This window comes from Mycobacterium sp. 1423905.2 (assembly GCF_001673155.1).
Taxonomy (GTDB): Bacteria; Actinomycetota; Actinomycetes; order Mycobacteriales; family Mycobacteriaceae; genus Mycobacterium.
The window spans coordinates 1-15167 of record NZ_LZLE01000338.1 but is presented as its reverse complement, the minus strand read 5'-3'; the positions used below and the strand labels follow the sequence as shown (position 1 = coordinate 15167).

Annotated in this window: 17 protein-coding genes; 9 read left to right on the top strand and 8 right to left on the bottom strand. The window is 66.8% G+C overall.

What is annotated here, in order from left to right; all coding sequences use genetic code 11:
* The first annotated feature begins 4 nt into the window (after positions 1–4).
* A complete protein-coding gene (locus A9W95_RS23055; protein WP_067418298.1) occupies positions 5–1072 on the top strand; it encodes a lysophospholipid acyltransferase family protein in 1068 nt (355 codons plus the stop codon).
* 60 nt (positions 1073–1132) lie between these two features.
* On the opposite strand, the gene cmaA2 is transcribed toward A9W95_RS23055, so the two are convergent.
* The 7 genes from cmaA2 to A9W95_RS23020 form a co-directional block, all read right to left on the bottom strand.
* Positions 1133–2038, bottom strand: a complete 906-nt coding sequence (gene cmaA2 / locus A9W95_RS23050) for a cyclopropane mycolic acid synthase CmaA2 (protein ID WP_067418295.1) — start codon at positions 2036–2038, stop codon at positions 1133–1135.
* A 10-nt stretch (positions 2039–2048) separates the two neighbouring features.
* Positions 2049–2561, bottom strand: a complete 513-nt coding sequence (locus A9W95_RS23045) for a MaoC family dehydratase N-terminal domain-containing protein (RefSeq protein WP_067418292.1) — start codon at positions 2559–2561, stop codon at positions 2049–2051.
* A 43-nt stretch (positions 2562–2604) separates the two neighbouring features.
* Positions 2605–3504 (bottom strand): HAD family phosphatase, encoded by a 900-nt coding sequence (locus A9W95_RS23040; protein ID WP_067418389.1) that lies wholly within the window; start codon positions 3502–3504, stop codon positions 2605–2607.
* 315 nt (positions 3505–3819) lie between these two features.
* Entirely contained in the window at positions 3820–4035 is a 216-nt protein-coding gene (locus A9W95_RS23035; protein WP_067418290.1) for a hypothetical protein, read from the bottom strand.
* A gap of 39 nt (positions 4036–4074) precedes the next feature.
* Entirely contained in the window at positions 4075–6378 is a 2304-nt protein-coding gene (locus A9W95_RS23030; RefSeq protein ID WP_067418287.1) for an ADP-ribosyltransferase, read from the bottom strand.
* 4 nt (positions 6379–6382) lie between these two features.
* The gene (locus tag A9W95_RS23025; RefSeq protein ID WP_067418285.1) at positions 6383–6673 is read right to left on the bottom strand and encodes a WXG100 family type VII secretion target; all 291 of its coding nucleotides are present in this window, start codon (positions 6671–6673) and stop codon (positions 6383–6385) included.
* Positions 6666–6977 (bottom strand): WXG100 family type VII secretion target, encoded by a 312-nt coding sequence (locus A9W95_RS23020; protein WP_067418282.1) that lies wholly within the window; start codon positions 6975–6977, stop codon positions 6666–6668. The genes A9W95_RS23025 and A9W95_RS23020 overlap by 8 nt, the downstream gene beginning before the upstream one ends.
* A 60-nt stretch (positions 6978–7037) precedes the next feature.
* On the opposite strand from A9W95_RS23020, the gene A9W95_RS23015 reads away from it, so the two are divergent.
* The 7 genes from A9W95_RS23015 (at position 7038) to A9W95_RS22985 (ending at position 13223) form a co-directional block, all read left to right on the top strand.
* On the top strand, positions 7038–7313 hold the full coding sequence (locus tag A9W95_RS23015) for a glutaredoxin family protein (protein WP_067418279.1): 276 nt from the start codon (positions 7038–7040) through the stop codon (positions 7311–7313).
* Positions 7314–7389: 76 nt separating this feature from the next.
* Positions 7390–8760, top strand: coding sequence for a glutamyl-tRNA reductase (locus A9W95_RS23010; protein WP_067418276.1), 1371 nt, complete (start codon positions 7390–7392; stop codon positions 8758–8760).
* Between the two features lie 4 nt (positions 8761–8764).
* Positions 8765–9721 (top strand): hydroxymethylbilane synthase, encoded by a 957-nt coding sequence (gene hemC, locus A9W95_RS23005; RefSeq protein WP_067418273.1) that lies wholly within the window; start codon positions 8765–8767, stop codon positions 9719–9721.
* Positions 9722–9743: 22 nt separating this feature from the next.
* Positions 9744–11402 carry a uroporphyrinogen-III synthase gene (locus A9W95_RS23000; RefSeq protein ID WP_067418271.1) on the top strand — a complete coding sequence of 553 codons (1659 nt, stop codon included), beginning with the start codon at positions 9744–9746 and terminating at the stop codon, positions 11400–11402.
* A complete protein-coding gene (hemB, locus tag A9W95_RS22995) occupies positions 11402–12400 on the top strand; it encodes a porphobilinogen synthase (RefSeq protein WP_067418268.1) in 999 nt (332 codons plus the stop codon). The genes A9W95_RS23000 and hemB overlap by 1 nt, the downstream gene beginning before the upstream one ends.
* 35 nt (positions 12401–12435) lie before the next feature.
* Positions 12436–12978: a DUF3093 domain-containing protein gene (locus A9W95_RS22990; protein ID WP_067418386.1), complete on the top strand. Its 543-nt coding sequence runs from the start codon at positions 12436–12438 to the stop codon at positions 12976–12978.
* Complete coding sequence (locus A9W95_RS22985) at positions 12975–13223, top strand: hypothetical protein (RefSeq protein WP_067418387.1); 249 nt, start codon at positions 12975–12977, stop codon at positions 13221–13223. The genes A9W95_RS22990 and A9W95_RS22985 overlap by 4 nt, the downstream gene beginning before the upstream one ends.
* Here the strand turns inward: A9W95_RS22985 and A9W95_RS22980 are convergent.
* A complete protein-coding gene (locus tag A9W95_RS22980) occupies positions 13207–13632 on the bottom strand; it encodes an STAS domain-containing protein (RefSeq protein WP_067418265.1) in 426 nt (141 codons plus the stop codon). The genes A9W95_RS22985 and A9W95_RS22980 overlap by 17 nt on opposite strands.
* Positions 13633–13964: 332 nt before the next feature.
* On the opposite strand from A9W95_RS22980, the gene A9W95_RS22975 reads away from it, so the two are divergent.
* Positions 13965–15167: acyltransferase (locus A9W95_RS22975; RefSeq protein WP_172826695.1), on the top strand; the 1203-nt coding region annotated here is incomplete at its 3' end.

Below are 15167 nucleotides of genomic sequence, written 5' to 3'. Positions count from 1 at the left end.
TATTGTGGCTGGTGAGTCCAGAGCGAATGTCATTCCACTGCACACTAATCGGGGCCGGGTAGCCGCGCGTCGCCGTGCTACGCAACGGGCCGACGCCGCTCGACAGCACCCCTCCTTGCTCACCGACCCCAGTGGCCGCGCCTCGGCCGAACAGATCGCCGCCGTCGTCCGCGAAATCGATGAGCACCGCCGTGCCGCCGGGGGGACGTCGACCCCCGAGGCGCCGCTGAACGATGTCGCCCAGCGCGTCGCCGCCGTCGCCGGTTTCCTTCGGCAACGGCTGATCGGCGAGTACGAGGTCGACGAATTCGGATTCGATCCGCACTTCAATGACGCGATCGTGCGGCCTTTGCTGCGGTTCTTCTTCAAGTCGTGGTTCCGGGTCGAGGTCAGTGGCGTGGAGAACATCCCGAGCGACGGCGCCGCTCTGGTGGTGGCCAACCATGCCGGAGTGCTGCCATTCGACGGCCTGATGCTGTCAGTGGCGGTGCACGACGAACACCCGGCGCACCGCGATCTGCGACTGTTGGCCGCCGACATGGTGTTCGACCTGCCGGTGGTCGGAGCGGCCGCCCGCAAAGCCGGCCACACCATGGCATGCACCACCGACGCGCATCGCCTCCTGGCCTCCGGTGAGCTCACCGCGGTGTTCCCCGAGGGTTACAAGGGCCTGGGCAAGCGCTTCGAGGATCGCTACCGACTGCAGCGGTTCGGCCGCGGTGGATTCGTCTCTGCGGCCCTGCGCACCAAGGCGCCGATCGTGCCGTGCTCGATCATCGGGTCCGAAGAGATCTATCCGATGCTCACCGACGTCAAGCTGCTAGCCCGGTTGCTTGGCCTGCCGTACTTCCCGGTGACGCCGCTGTTCCCGCTGGCCGGTCCGGCGGGTCTGGTGCCGCTGCCGTCCAAGTGGCACATCGCGTTCGGCGAGCCCATTTACACCGCCGACTACGCGACCGGTGACGCCGAGGACCCCATGGTGACCTTCGAGTTGACCGACCAGGTGCGCGAGACCATCCAGCAGACGCTATATCGGCTGTTGGCCGGGCGGCGCAACATCTTTTTCGGCTGAGCCAGATACGCAAATAACCCCCGGCGGGCCAGGCCCCCGGAGGTTATTTGCGTCGTCTGTCTACTTGACCAGAGTGAACTGGCATACCCCGGTGTACCGGTCCCGGAACAGGTCCGAGCAGCCCCGCAGGTAGTGCATGTAGATGTCGTAGGTTTCTTGACCCTTGAGCTCGATCGCCTTTTCCTTGTTCGCCTCGAGCGCGTCCGCCCAGGCATCCAGGGTCGGCACGTAGTTGTGGCCGATCTTGTGGTAGCGCTCGACCTTCCAGCCGGCCTGTGAGGAGTAGTGGTCGACCTGCGAGATACGCGGCAGCCGACCGCCCGGGAAGATCTCCGTCAGAATGAACTTGATGAAGCGCAGCAGGCTCATCGGCGACGTCAGGCCCCACTCCTTGGCCTCTTCGGGTTCGGGAATGGTGATGGTGTGCAGCAACATCCGGCCGTCTTCGGGCGTCAGGTCGTAGAACTTCTTGAAGAAGGTGGCGTAACGCTCGAACCCGGCGTCACCGGCGCCGTCGGCGAAGTGCTCGAACGCACCCAGTGACACGATCCGGTCGACCGGCTCGTCGAACTCTTCCCAGCCCTGGATGCGGACCTCTTTGCGGCGGGAACTGTCGACCTCTTTGAACTTCTCGACGTCGTGGGCGTACTGGTTCTCGCTCAGCGTCAGCCCGATGACGTTGACGTCGTACTCCTGGACCGCGTGGCGCATGGTGGAGCCCCAGCCACAACCGATGTCGAGCAGCGTCATGCCCGGCTCTAGGTTGAGCTTGTCCAGCGCGAGCTTGCGCTTGGCGTACTGGGCCTCTTCCAACGTCTTGGCGCCGTCTTCCCAGTAGGCGCAGCTGTAGGTCATCGACGGGTCAAGCCACAGCTTGAAGAACTCGTTAGATTTGTCGTAGTGGGAGCGGACTGCCTCGACCGGCGGCTTGAGCTGGGTGTCACCCGTGGGACCCTGTGACGTCATTGATTTGACCCTACTTTCCGGCTGATATGGATGCAATTGCGGCGACGGTTTCCTCCGTGCTCGCCTCTTGAGTTGCGGCTTCTCCCAGCATCGTGACGATGCCGGTGACGACCGGTTTGCCCTCGGCGTCTGTGATCTCGCTGCGAATTTCAGCAAGCACAGTACCGTGCGACTCGATCACCGAGTCTAGATAGGTATCGAAGAAGAGCTTATCGTGGGCCAGGATTGGCCGGTGGAAGCGCAGCTTCTGGTCGCGGTGGATGACCCGGGCGATGTTGATGGGGATCTTGAATTTCGTGAAGATCTCCAGCTGCACACGCCGGCCGGCGACCGCGGCGAAGGTCAGGGGCGCCACCAACGCCGGATATCCGAAGGCTTCGGCGTCGGCTTCGCTGTAGTGCGCCGGGTGGTCGTCTTTGACCGCGACCGCGAATTCCCGGATCTTTTCGCGTCCCACCTCGAAGTAGTCCGATCCTCGGTAATTGCTGCCGATGAGACCTTCGGCTTCCTGGGGGGTCGTCATACGCTGTGCTCTCCGCTCGAATAGATGCTAGCGGCGCAGCCTATCAGCGCGATTGCCGCCTAGAAGCCAAGGCGGCCAACGCGCCCCCGGCCGCACCGAGCGCCAGCGCCGACGGAACGCCGATGCGTGCGGCTTTCCGCGCGGTCCGGAAATCGCGGATCTCCCAGCCCCGCTCGCGCGCGAGACTGCGTAACCGGGCGTCGGGATTGATGGCGACGGCCGTGCCCACCAGCGACAACATCGGCACGTCGTTGTAGCTATCGGAGTACGCGGTGCAGCGTTTGAGGTTGAGCCCTTCGCGGATGGCCAACGAGCGGACAGCGTGCGCCTTGCCGGTTCCGTGCAGGATTTCACCGGCGAGCCGGCCGGTGAAGATGCCGTCGACCGACTCCGCGACGGTGCCCAGCGCGCCGGTCAAGCCCAGCCGGCGGGCGATGGTGGCGGCCAACTCGTAGGGGGTGGCGGTGATCAGCCACACCTGCTGACCGGCGTCGAGATGCATTTGGGTGAGCTCGCGGGTGCCGGGCCATATCTTGTCGGCGATGATCTCGTCGTAGATCTCCTCGCCCAGCGAGATGAGCTCTTCCACCGAGCGGCCTTCGATGAAGGCCAAAGCTTTGCGCCGACCCGCGGCGACGTCGTTGCTGTTCTCCTTGCCCAGGACCTGGAATTTGGCCTGGGCGTAGATGAAGCCGAGGACGTCGCGATAAGTGAAGTACTCGCGGGCGGCCAAGCCCCGGCCGAAGTGGACGGCCGAGGAGCCCTGCACGAGCGTGTTGTCCACGTCGAAGAAAGCCGCAGCGGTGAGGTCGACGGGGGGCTGTTGGCGACTGTCGTCGGCGCGAATGTCGTCGAGCGCGCGTTCGGCGCTGGCGCTCCCGGCCAGCGACCCCAGGTCGGCGCGACCGAGGTGGTCTGCGTTGCCTGGGACAGAGGTAGCCATCGCCGAACCTCCCAAGTCGCTGTGCCCGGTGGCCGGTGTCATGCGGCCGATATCAACCCTATCCGGCGGGGGTGGTGTGGCGTTGAGGGCCGTTGCGGTGGTGGCGGCCTGGTCGGTGCCGCGAGTGTGCGGCTAGGGCGGGTCACCGCCGCGAGTGTGCGGCTAGAGCGGGCTACTGCCGCGAGTGTGCGGCCAGGGTGTGTCACCGCCGCGAGTGTGCGGCTAGGGCGGGTCACCACCGCGAGTGTGCGGCTAGCCGCACCGTCGACGCCGAGTGCGCGGCCAGCCTCACACTCGGCCGGGGCGCGGCGGGCCTCAGCTGTGTGGCCGCTGCTCGTACTCGGTCCCCGAGGTGTCGTCCCAGAACTTCGGGGACACGTCGGTCACTCGGTCTTCTGGCGCGATAGCGTCTACTTCTCGCTGGAACGCGTCAAACATCTGCCGTGCTCGTACCAATTCCTCTGCGCTCGGCGGAGTGACGCCCGCCTCCTCCGCTGTTAAGAAGGTCTTGCCAGCGATCTTCTTACTCATGAGATTATCATTACCCTTCCTAGTTAAATTAGCTACACGTTATCTTTCAATCATTTCGATGGTGGTTCTGCCTGTTACGGGATCTCGATACTTATCTACGACGTAAAATCTGGTACCGGCTGGAAAAAGAACTTCTTGTTCGCCTGGGTGAAGAGAGATTGCGGAGACGTCTCGTCCTCTGCTCGAGATTATCCTGAACTCGACGTTGCCAGCGAAAGTTGGCGATTGAGCTACACCTCTATCCCTTGTGGCACTGAAGAATCCGTCTTCGATTATGAATTCACCGGGGCGGTAGTCGGCAAGCAGTTCAGGCGGCACATTGGTCCCGCGAACGACTGTGCCGTGATATTCGGGCAGCTTCGCCAACGCGTCGTTCAATGAATTAACGCGCGCCTGTTGATCTGCGTCCAAGACGCCGCTCCTCAAGGCGCTGTTCATATCGATATACCCGTAGCCAGTGTAGTCGCGTATAGCGGCCAAATCGTTCGGCGTTAAGGCGCTCAAATCCCCCGCGTGCAGGGATGGATCGTCGGAGCTGCCATGATCGGCACCGCCGTTGGCGGGTGGCTGATGGTTGTCATCTCCTTCTGTGGCAAGAGTGTCGTTCTGGGTGTCGACGTCTGCACGGGGAGCCGTTGTCGGTGTATGCGGCTGGGGTGCAGAGGCAGTGGGTGTTGTGGGAGTCGCCTGCGCCGTCGCCGGAAGCTCGCTCTGAGGTGGGTGGACACCCTGCCCGATGGTCGAAGCAGGATGCTCCCCCAATGAAGCAGTACTCGGCGGAGGGTGATGAGGGGCCGACTGCGACGGCGTAATCGATGGTTTTGGAGCCTCAATCTTGGGCTCCGTTGGACCATGGGGAAGCTTCTGAGTAAGTGGCGCAGACCCGGGCCTTGGCTTCGCGGTCGGCAAGGGCGCCTGATTCCCAGGCGCCGGCGGCTTGGTGACCGGCGGTGGCTCTTTCGGGGCCGGGATGGGCCGCTCAATTGGCGGCGCACCACGCGGCGCCTCGAACGGTGGCGGCTTCTTCAACCCTTTGAGCGCATCGGCGGCCGAGCGACCGGCCTTGCCCAGCTTCGACAACGGCCCACCGGGCAGCGCCAGCGTGCCGAGGTCGAACACCGATCTGCCCACCGCTTCAGCGGGATTCGACTGGAATTCGTCCCAGTGACTCAGGCTCCTGCCGAGTTGTTTCCACGACTCTTCGACCGACGGCGCATGGTCGCCGCCCAAGCCGACCAACGGCAGCGCTCCACCAACCATGTCGCGCATCGAGTGATGAAAACCCAGCGGGTCGATCAGGGCCCGCGGCTGGCTGATCTCCCAGAGCCCTTTGAGCATCCCGCCGGCTTCCAGGCCGATACCTTTGAAGTACTGACCGGCAGTGTCGACGTTGCATCCCACATCACTGTGGTGCAGGAACTGATCCCACTGCCTGGCGGCATAGCTACTCATCGTGGCGATGACCCGCCCGGCCTCCGCAGTCACACCGGCGATCTGCGCGCCCAGCGCGCTGACCTCAGCCGCGAAATGAACGACCACCGTGCGAATGTCATTGGCAATCCGGCGAATCTCGTCTTCGTCCTCGCCGGTCAGCACGTCCCAGACTTCTTTGATGCCGGTCAGCGGATCGCAGATGCGGGCCAGCAAATCCAAGATCGCGGCGTGCACCGCATCGATTGCCCCCGCGTAGCCGGTGAGCTGCTCCGCCACCGAAGAGCACTGCTGCACAAGCGATGTGGTGCTCCCGCACACATCAGACAGGGCCGCTTCGATGGCAGCATCCTCCGGAATATCCTGCGCCCGAACAACTTCCATTGGGGCGCCGGTGTCGAGCAGCTCGCCAAGAGCGAACTTGTTGCCCGCCGCGGTCCACGCCTGCGCCGCCGCCCGCAGCCGTGCGGAATCGCCACTCGGCCAGATCATGCCGACGTCCGGAGCCACCCATCCCCAACCCGGCGGGGCGCTGCTACTAGCACCCACCGACGACGGAAGAGAACCCGCCGAGAACCCTGTGCTCAGCGCGGGTGCGGGCAGCGGATCACCGCGTCCCGACACATCGGACATCGCCTCGGCCACCGAATAGTTGTGCGCCGAGACCCGAATGCCATCACCCAGACCGCACAGCGCATTGCGCGCCGTCGCCATCGCTTCGACCACTTTGGCCGCGGATCCGTCATAACCGCGCCCGAACGCCGCCCCGGCCGGATCGTCACCGGCCATGCCCGCACATCCCGCCAGCGCACTGAGCAATGCGGACACGACCGCCTGCAGACCCTCACCGGCAGAGATCACCGCGACGCCGGCGCCGTCCAACGCCGCGGGATCGACTGCCAGAGTGGTCATTACGTCATGACCACATACTCAAGTTCGTCGACATCGCGGTGGCGTAGTTCGCGTGCGCACCGGCGCCCGCCGCGCGTAGCCGCGCCAGCGCCTCACGCATCATCGCCTCACCCGCGGCCCAATGCCGATGCGCCTCGGCGTGCGCCGCCGCGGCCCGCCCCGACCAGGAGCAGTGCAGATCCGTCATAAGGCAATCGATTTCGCTGAGCACGCTCTCGGCATGGCGCTGGAACTCGCCCATCTGCTCGACGGCGTCAGCCAGCGCCTGCGGCTCCACCCGGAACGCCTCAGCCACGGCTCAGTCCCCGCACCGCCGCCGCGGACGCATGCTCGTTGGCGCGATAGCCGCCGCCCGCCTGGGCCACCAGACGCCCCAGCATGGACAGGCCGAGCTCCACTTCCCCCGCCCCGCGATGCCACAGCTCCCACGCCGACGCAAAGGCCTCCCCCGAGGAACCACGCCAACCATGCAACAACTCCCCGACATGAGCATCGAGCTCGGCCAATCGCGCCCGCAGTTCTTCGGCGCCGCCGACCAGCGCTTGGGCATACCCCTGCAGCAGCTCAGGATCGACATGTAACTCGCTGGAACCGGTCACAGCGGCAACGTAACGAGCACACCACCCGCCCACAATTCACCCCGGTGCCACACTGGGGCCATGACCTCAGCCCGGCCCCAGGTGCAGCTGCTCACCCGCGACGGCTGCGCAATCTGCCTGCGCGTATATGCGCGATTGGTCGAGCTGGCCGAGGAGTTGCAATTCGACCTGACCATGACCGACGTCGACGCACAAGCCCACGCGGGAGACCCTTCGCTGCGGGCTGAATTCGGCGATCGGCTGCCGGTCGTCCTGCTCAACGGCCGTGAACACAGCTATTGGGAGATCGACGAACCGCGGTTGCGGGTGGACCTGGCCCGAACCGATATTTGGTAGGCCAGCTGACGAACGTCTACCGTAGGTAGTAGTTCACTTTCTGATTACGCAAGGGAGCGGGCCAGGTGATGCTGCCGTGAGCATCCTGCTCTTCGGGGTTTCGCACCGGAGCGCGCCGGTTTCGGTCCTGGAACAGCTGAGCATCGACGAGTCCGATCGAGTCAAGATCGTCGACCGGGTGTTGCAGTCGCCGCTGGTGACCGAGGCCATGGTGCTGTCGACGTGCAACCGGGTGGAGGTCTACGCCGTGGTCGAGGCCTTCCACGGCGGGTTGGCGGTCGTCGGCCAAGCCTTATCCGAATACTCCGGCATGACCATGGGCGACCTCACCAAGTTCGCCTACGTTCGGTATAGCGAGGCGGCTGTCGAGCACCTGTTCGCCGTCGCGAGCGGCCTGGATTCTGCGGTGGTCGGCGAGCACCAGGTGCTCGGCCAGGTCCGCCGTGCCTACGCCACCGCCGAGGCCAACCGCACCGTCGGCCGGGTCTTGCACGAGTTGGCCCAGCGGGCGCTGTCGGTCGGCAAGCGCGTCCACTCCGAAACCGCCATCGACGCCGCGGGAGCCTCCGTGGTCTCCGTCGCGCTCGGCATGGCCGACCGGCGACTGGGCGGGCTGACCGGGAAAACCGCCGTGGTCGTCGGCGCCGGCGCGATGGGAGCCCTGTCGGCCGCCCACCTGACCCGGGCCGGCATCGGACACATCCGGGTGCTCAACCGGTCGCTGCCCCGCGCCCAGCGTTTGACGCGCAAGTTGCGCGAGTCCGGTGTGCAAGCCGAGGCCATGGCCCTGGACCGGCTCTCCGATGCATTGGCCGACGCCGACGTGGTGGTCAGCTGTACCGGGGCGGTAAGCCCGGTGGTGTCGCTGGCCGACGTGCACCACGCGCTGGCCGCCGCGCACCGCGACGAGTCCGAGACCCTGGTCATCTGCGACTTGGGCATGCCGCGAGACGTCGACCCAGCAGTGGCCGGACTGCCCGGGGTCTGGGTGGTCGACGTCGACCGCATCCAACACGAGCCGGCGGCGCACGCCGCGGCCTCCGACGTCGACGCCGCGCGCCACATCGTCGCCGCCGAAGTCGCCAGCTACCTGGCCGGCCAGCGAATGGCCGAAGTCACCCCCACGGTGACCGCGCTGCGCCAGCGCGCCGCCGACGTCGTCGAGGCCGAGTTGTTGCGCCTGGACAACCGGCTGCCCGGGTTGCAGATCGCCGAGCGTGAAGAGGTCGCTCGAACCGTGCGTCGAGTCGTGGACAAGCTGTTGCACGCGCCCACCGTGCGCATCAAGCAGCTGGCCAGCGCGCCCGGCGGCGACAGCTACGCCGAGGCCCTGCGCGAGCTCTTCGAACTAGACCAGACCGCCGTCGACGCCGTTGCCACCGCGGGCGAATTGCCCGCTGTAGCAACGGGATTCGACGCCGGCACGCCACCGCAATCCACCGAGTAGCCGCTTGACCGACGTTATCCGAATCGGCACTCGGGGGAGTTTGCTGGCCACCACCCAGGCTGCCACCGTCCGAGACGCCCTGATCGCCAACGGCCATGCCGCGGAGTTGGTGACCATCAGCACCGCGGGCGACCGATCGTCCGCGCCGATCGCCACCTTGGGCGTCGGCGCCTTCACGACGGCGATCCGGGAAGCCATCAACGACGGCCGGGTCGACGCCGCGGTGCACTCGCACAAAGATTTGCCGACCGCCGAGGACCCCCGATTCACCATCGCGGCGATTCCACCGCGCAACGACCCGCGCGACGCCGTGGTCGCCCGCGACGGGCTGGTGCTGGGGGAGTTGCCGGCTGGTTCGCTGGTCGGAACGTCGTCCCCGCGGCGGGCCGCACAGCTTAGAGCACTGGGTCTCGGTTTGGAAATCCGCCCCCTACGAGGCAACCTAGATACCAGGTTGAACAGGGTAAGCAGTGGTGATCTCGACGCCATCGTGGTGGCCCGGGCCGGTCTGGCCCGACTGGGCCGTCTCGACGACGTCACCGAGACGCTCGAGCCGGTGCAGATGTTGCCAGCGCCGGCTCAGGGCGCGCTCGCGGTCGAATGCCGCGCCGGCGACAGCCGGTTGGCGGCAGTGTTGGCGGAGTTGGACGACGCCGACACACGCGCAGCGGTCACCGCGGAACGAGCCTTGCTCGCCGAACTGGAGGCCGGCTGTTCGGCACCGGTGGGCGCGATCGCCGAAGTGGTCGAGTCGATCGATGACGACGGCCACGTCTTCGAGGAGCTGTCGCTGCGCGGCTGTGTGGCGGCGCTGGATGGGTCCGACGTGATCCGCGCATCCGGCATCGGAGCTCCGGAGCGGGCCCGGGAGCTTGGCCTCTCGGTCGCCGCGGAGCTGTTCGAGCTGGGCGCTCGGGAGCTGATGAGGGGAGCGCGGGAAGACCCCGCGCGAGGAAGTTGAGAACGATTACGTGGGAGCGACAATGACGACGCGAGGCCGTAAGCCGAGACCGGGCCGCATCACCTTCGTGGGTTCCGGTCCCGGCGACCCAGGCCTGTTGACCACGCGGGCCGCCACGGTCCTGGCCAACGCGGCCTTGGTGTTCACCGACCCCGATGTGCCCGAGCAGGTGCTGGCGCTGATCGGCAAGGACCTGCCGCCGGTGTCGGGACCAGTGCCTGCCGACCCGCCCGCCGGCGCGGACGGGACCGCCGAGACGGACACGCCTGCGACCCCGACGGTCATGCCCGCCGGACCCGACATCCGTCCGGCGCTCGGTGATCCCACCGAGGTCGCCAAGACCCTGACCGCCGAGGCCCGCGGGGGTGCCGACGTGGTGCGCCTGGTGTCCGGCGATCCGCTCACGGTGGATGCGGTGATCACCGAGGTCAACGCCGTTGCCCGCGCCCACCTGCACCTCGAGATCGTGCCCGGACTGGCCGCCACCGGTGCGGTTCCGACCTACGCCGGGCTGCCGCTGGGCTCGTCGCACACCGTGGCCGACGTGCGCGGTGAGGTGGACTGGGAGGCGCTGGCCGCCGCGCCGGGACCGCTGATCCTGCAGGCCACCGCATCGCACCTGCCCGACGCCGCGCGCACTCTGATCGAGCACGAGTTGGCCGAGGCCACCCCCTGTGTGGTCACCGCGCAGGGCACCACCTGCCAGCAGCGTTCGGTGGAAACCACGCTGCAGGGCCTGACCGACCCCGCAGTGCTGTGCGGCAACGACCCGGCGGGCCCGCTGACCGGGCCCCTGGTGGTGACCATCGGCAAGACCGTGGCCAGCCGGGCGAAGCTGAACTGGTGGGAAAGCCGGGCGCTGTACGGCTGGACGGTGTTGGTGCCCCGCACCAAGGACCAAGCCGGTGAGATGAGCGAGCGGCTGACCTCCTACGGCGCGCTGCCCATCGAGGTGCCGACCATCGCCGTCGAGCCGCCGCGCAGCCCCGCCCAGATGGAACGGGCCGTCAAGGGTTTGGTCGACGGCCGCTTCCAGTGGGTGGTGTTCACCTCCACCAACGCGGTACGCGCCGTGTGGGAGAAGTTCGGCGAGTTCGGCCTGGATGCCCGCGCGTTCTCCGGCGTCAAGATCGCCTGCGTCGGCGAGTCCACGGCCGACCGAGTCCGCGCGTTCGGCATCAGTCCGGAGTTGGTGCCCGCCGGGGAACAGTCCTCGTTGGGCCTGCTCGACGAATTCCCGCCCTACGACAGCATTTTCGACCCGGTGAACCGAGTCTTGTTGCCGCGGGCCGACATTGCCACCGAGACGTTGGCCGAGGGCCTGCGTGAGCGCGGCTGGGAGATCGAGGACGTCACCGCCTACCGGACCGTGCGGGCGGCCCCACCGCCGGCGGCTACCCGCGAAATGATCAAGACGGGCGGATTCGACGCGGTGTGCTTTACGTCGAGTTCGACGGTGCGCAACCTGGTCGGCATCGCGGGTAAGCCGCACGCGCGGACCATCATCGCCTGCATCGGCCCGAAGACGGCCGAGACCGCCGCGGAGTTCGGCTTGCGGGTGGATGTTCAGCCCGACACCGCCGCGGTCGGCCCGCTGGTTGACGCGCTGGCCGAGCACGCCGCCCGGCTGCGCGCCGAGGGCGCGCTGCCCCCGCCGCGCAAGAAGAGCCGCAGGCGCTAGTGCCGCGGCCGGGAAGCAGCGCGTACCCGCGGCAGCGTCCGCGCCGGTTGCGCTCCACCCCGGCCGTGCGGCGCCTGGTGGCGCAGACCTCCGTGGAGCCGCGACACCTGGTGCTGCCGATGTTCGTCGCCGACGGCATCGACGAACCGCGGCCGATCGCGTCCATGCCCGGCGTGCTGCAACACACCCGGGAGTCGCTGCGCCGCGCAGCCGCCGACGCCGTCGCCGCCGGGGTGGGCGGGCTGATGCTCTTCGGTGTGCCGCGCGAGGAGGACAAGGACCGTGTGGGCTCGGCGGGCACCGACCGCGACGGCATCCTCAACCTCGCGCTGCGCGATTTGGCCAAAGACCTCGGCGATGCCACCGTGCTGATGGCCGACACCTGCCTGGACGAGTTCACCGACCACGGGCATTGTGGCGTTCTGGACGCCCGCGGCCGGGTGGACAACGATGCCACCCTGGCCCGATATGTGGAAATGGCTGTGGCGCAGGCGGATTCGGGTGCTCGTGTGGTCGGTCCGAGTGGGATGATGGACGGTCAGGTGGCGGCCATCCGCGACGGACTGGACGCCGCCGGCTTCACCGATGTAGTGATCTTGGCCTACGCCGCGAAATTCGCCTCGGCGTTCTACGGGCCGTTCCGCGAAGCGGTGTGTTCGAGTCTGTCCGGTGATCGGCGCACCTATCAGCAGGAGCCGGGCAACGCCCGGGAGGCGTTGCGCGAGGTGCGACTCGACCTCGACGAGGGCGCCGACATCGTCATGGTCAAACCCGCACTGGGCTATTTGGACGTGCTGGCCGCCGCGGCCGACGTATCGCCGGTGCCGGTGGCGGCCTATCAGGTGTCGGGGGAATACGCGATGATTCGCGCTGCGGCCGCGAACAATTGGATCGACGAACGCGCGGCGGCATTGGAGTCATTGACCAGCATTCGCCGCGCCGGTGCCGATATCGTGCTCACATATTGGGCGGCCGAAGCGGCCGGCTGGCTGACATGACGGACGCGGGTGACGAGAACCAGGGTGAGGCGGACATGACATCAGCGGAGGACACCGATCCCAAGCCGTTGTTCTACGAGTCGGGCGCCAGCTGGTATTGGCTGCTGGCCGGCCCGCTCGGTGCGCTCACCATGGTCTTCCTGCAGAAGTCCGGCGGCGCCAGCGTGGGGCTGCTCATCCCGGTGTTGTTCCTGATACTGGTGTCCATCTTCCTCGGGATACAGGTCATGGCGGCACGCATCCACACCTCGGTCGAGCTGACCGACATGGCCTTGCGTCAGGGCACCGAAACCATCCTGGTGTCCGAGATCGTCCGCGTTTATCCCGAACCGGAGAACTCGGTGAAGTCCGACAAGCCGTTACAGAAATGGCAAACCGCGCGCACCCTCGGCGAACTCAACGGTGTACCGCGCGGGCGAACCGGCATCGGTTTGAAGCTCACCGGAGGCCGCACCGCCCAGGCCTGGGCGCGGCGCCATCGCCACTTGCGCGCTGCGCTGACCCCCCTGGTGCAGGAACGGGTAGCGCCAGTGCAAATCGACGACGACCGCGACGACGACAACGAGTCACGGTGGTGATCGGTCGTTCCCGCAGTGTGGTGGAACTCGTGGTGGCCGCCGGGGTTCTGGTCGCTGCCGCGGTCAGTTGGGCGCATACCCGCACCACGGTGGCCGTCGCGCCGGTCGCCGAAGGGCAGCCCGCCACGCATTCGGTCGTGTTTCACCCTGACTTGTTGGTACTGACACTGTTCCTGGCCACGGTGGCCGGGGTGCTGGCCGTGGTGGCGGTGGCCAGGTTGCGCCGCGCTAAGCCGTCTTCTTGATCAGCGTCAGCATGCAACGACGGCGGCGGGCGATCGCGTCGGTCAAGCTGCGCAACGCCTCGTGCACCGAACGGGCGATCGGCAGCAGGGCCCAGTCCTTTCCCCCGCTGAGCTGATCGATCACGGCTGCGCTGGGCACCAGTGTCCATTCCGCCCCGGCCGCGCTGCACTCGTCGTCGACGGCGTAGAGCAGCGACGTCCCAGCCGTCGAGAACTGCGTGACGTCGCTCAGGTCGAGCACGACGCGATCCTTTTCGCTGATGAAGTGCCCGACGTAATCAGCGAGCCGATCGACGTTGACGGCGTCGATCTCGCCTCGGATGGTCACCACCGTCGCCACGTGGTGGCAGTACGCCCGCACCTGAGCGCCACCACACTCGACGGCGCCATTGTTGATAGCGGTAGTCATCAGCAGTCCCCATTCCCCATGGCATTGCGGAGGCCGCCACGCCGACCAACCTCTGTGCTCTTAGCTAACCCGCAAAGCTTAAGGAGACCGAGAGCCGCGTCTAACTCTTTGCTAAGAAGCTTTTTGGCCCGAATTCAGGGTGATTCACAGCAACTTCACCGGTGTTCGGCACGGCCACGGTTACTTCGTCGCACGCCGTCGCGCTGCTAGGCTGCGATGGCTGCCGGTTGCTTGTCGCGGAGCTGGGGGATGGCCTGCGATACGAATCAGTCGCCCGGTCAGCCGAATTTGGCAAGCGAACGACACAGCAGAGTTTTGGGCGAGAGAGCATCGTGCGCAGCGGAGAAATCAAGGCCCTGACAGGCCTGCGCATCATCGCCGCGGTGTGGGTGGTGCTGTTCCACTTCCGCCCGATGATTGCCGACGCGTCGCCGGACTTCCGCGACAATCTGGCCCCGGTGCTCAACTGCGGGGCCCAAGGCGTCGACCTGTTCTTCATCCTCAGCGGGTTCGTGCTGACCTGGAATTACTTGGAAAGGATGGGCCGGTCCTTCTCGACGCGCGCAACCCTGCACTTCCTCTGGCTGCGGCTGGCGCGGGTATGGCCGGTCTACCTGGTCACCCTGCACCTGGCCGCCCTGTGGGTGATCTTCACCCTGCACGTCGGTCACATACCGTCCCCGGAGGCCGGGCAGCTCACCGCGATCAGCTACCTGCGCCAGATCGTGCTGGTGCAGTTGTGGTTCGAGCCGTTCTTCGACGGGACCAGTTGGGACGGCCCGGCGTGGTCGATCAGCGCGGAATGGCTGGCTTACCTGCTGTTCGGCGCGCTGGTGTTGGTGATCTATCGCATGAAGCACGCCACCCGGGCCCGCAGCCTGATGTGGCTGGCCGTCGCGGCGTCACTGCCGCCGGTGGTGCTGCTGCTGGCCAGCGGCCAGTTCTACACGCCGTGGAGCTGGCTGCCAAGGATCGTGACGCAGTTCGCCGCCGGCGCGTTGGCCTGTGCCGCGGTGCGCCGACTGCGGCCCACCGACCGCACCCGCCGGGTCGCCGGATACCTGTCCGTCGTCCTGATCGCCGCGATGGTTGGGGTCTTGTATCTGCTCGACGCGCACCCGATCAGCGGAGTCGTCGACAGCGGCGGTGTGGTCGACATCTTGTTCGTGCCGCTGGTGATCACGCTGGCCATCGGCGTGGGCAGCCTGCCCAGACTGCTGTCCACCCGGGTCATGGTGTTCGGCGGACAGATCTCGTTCTGCCTGTACATGGTGCATGAGCTGGTGCACACCGCGTGGGGCTGGGCGGTGTTGCAGTTCGAGCTGACACCGGAGGACAACCCGTGGAAGTGGAACATCTTCGCGCTGCTGGCGATCGCGGTGGCCGGCTCGGTGTTGCTGTATCACTTCGTCGAGGAGCCGGGTCGTCGCTGGATGCGCAGGATGGCCGACATCCGGCCCGCGACCGCCAAACCAGAGCCCGGTGAGTCGAGCAAGGTGCACCAGCTAGGCGATGCGCGGGAGGCGGTGTCGGCC

Excerpts from the sequence above, each read along its gene's own strand:
- cmaA2 (WP_067418295.1), bottom strand. The coding sequence starts at position 2,038 with ATGACGTCACAGGGTCCCACGGGTGACACCCAGCTCAAGCCGCCGGTC.
- A9W95_RS23045 (WP_067418292.1), bottom strand. The coding sequence starts at position 2,561 with ATGACGACCCCCCAGGAAGCCGAAGGTCTCATCGGCAGCAATTACCGA.
- A9W95_RS23040 (WP_067418389.1), bottom strand. The coding sequence starts at position 3,504 with ATGGCTACCTCTGTCCCAGGCAACGCAGACCACCTCGGTCGCGCCGAC.
- A9W95_RS23035 (WP_067418290.1), bottom strand. The coding sequence starts at position 4,035 with ATGAGTAAGAAGATCGCTGGCAAGACCTTCTTAACAGCGGAGGAGGCG.
- A9W95_RS23030 (WP_067418287.1), bottom strand. The coding sequence starts at position 6,378 with ATGACCACTCTGGCAGTCGATCCCGCGGCGTTGGACGGCGCCGGCGTC.
- A9W95_RS23015 (WP_067418279.1), top strand. The coding sequence starts at position 7,038 with ATGACCTCAGCCCGGCCCCAGGTGCAGCTGCTCACCCGCGACGGCTGC.
- A9W95_RS23000 (WP_067418271.1), top strand. The coding sequence starts at position 9,744 with ATGACGACGCGAGGCCGTAAGCCGAGACCGGGCCGCATCACCTTCGTG.
- A9W95_RS22990 (WP_067418386.1), top strand. The coding sequence starts at position 12,436 with ATGACATCAGCGGAGGACACCGATCCCAAGCCGTTGTTCTACGAGTCG.
- A9W95_RS22980 (WP_067418265.1), bottom strand. The coding sequence starts at position 13,632 with ATGACTACCGCTATCAACAATGGCGCCGTCGAGTGTGGTGGCGCTCAG.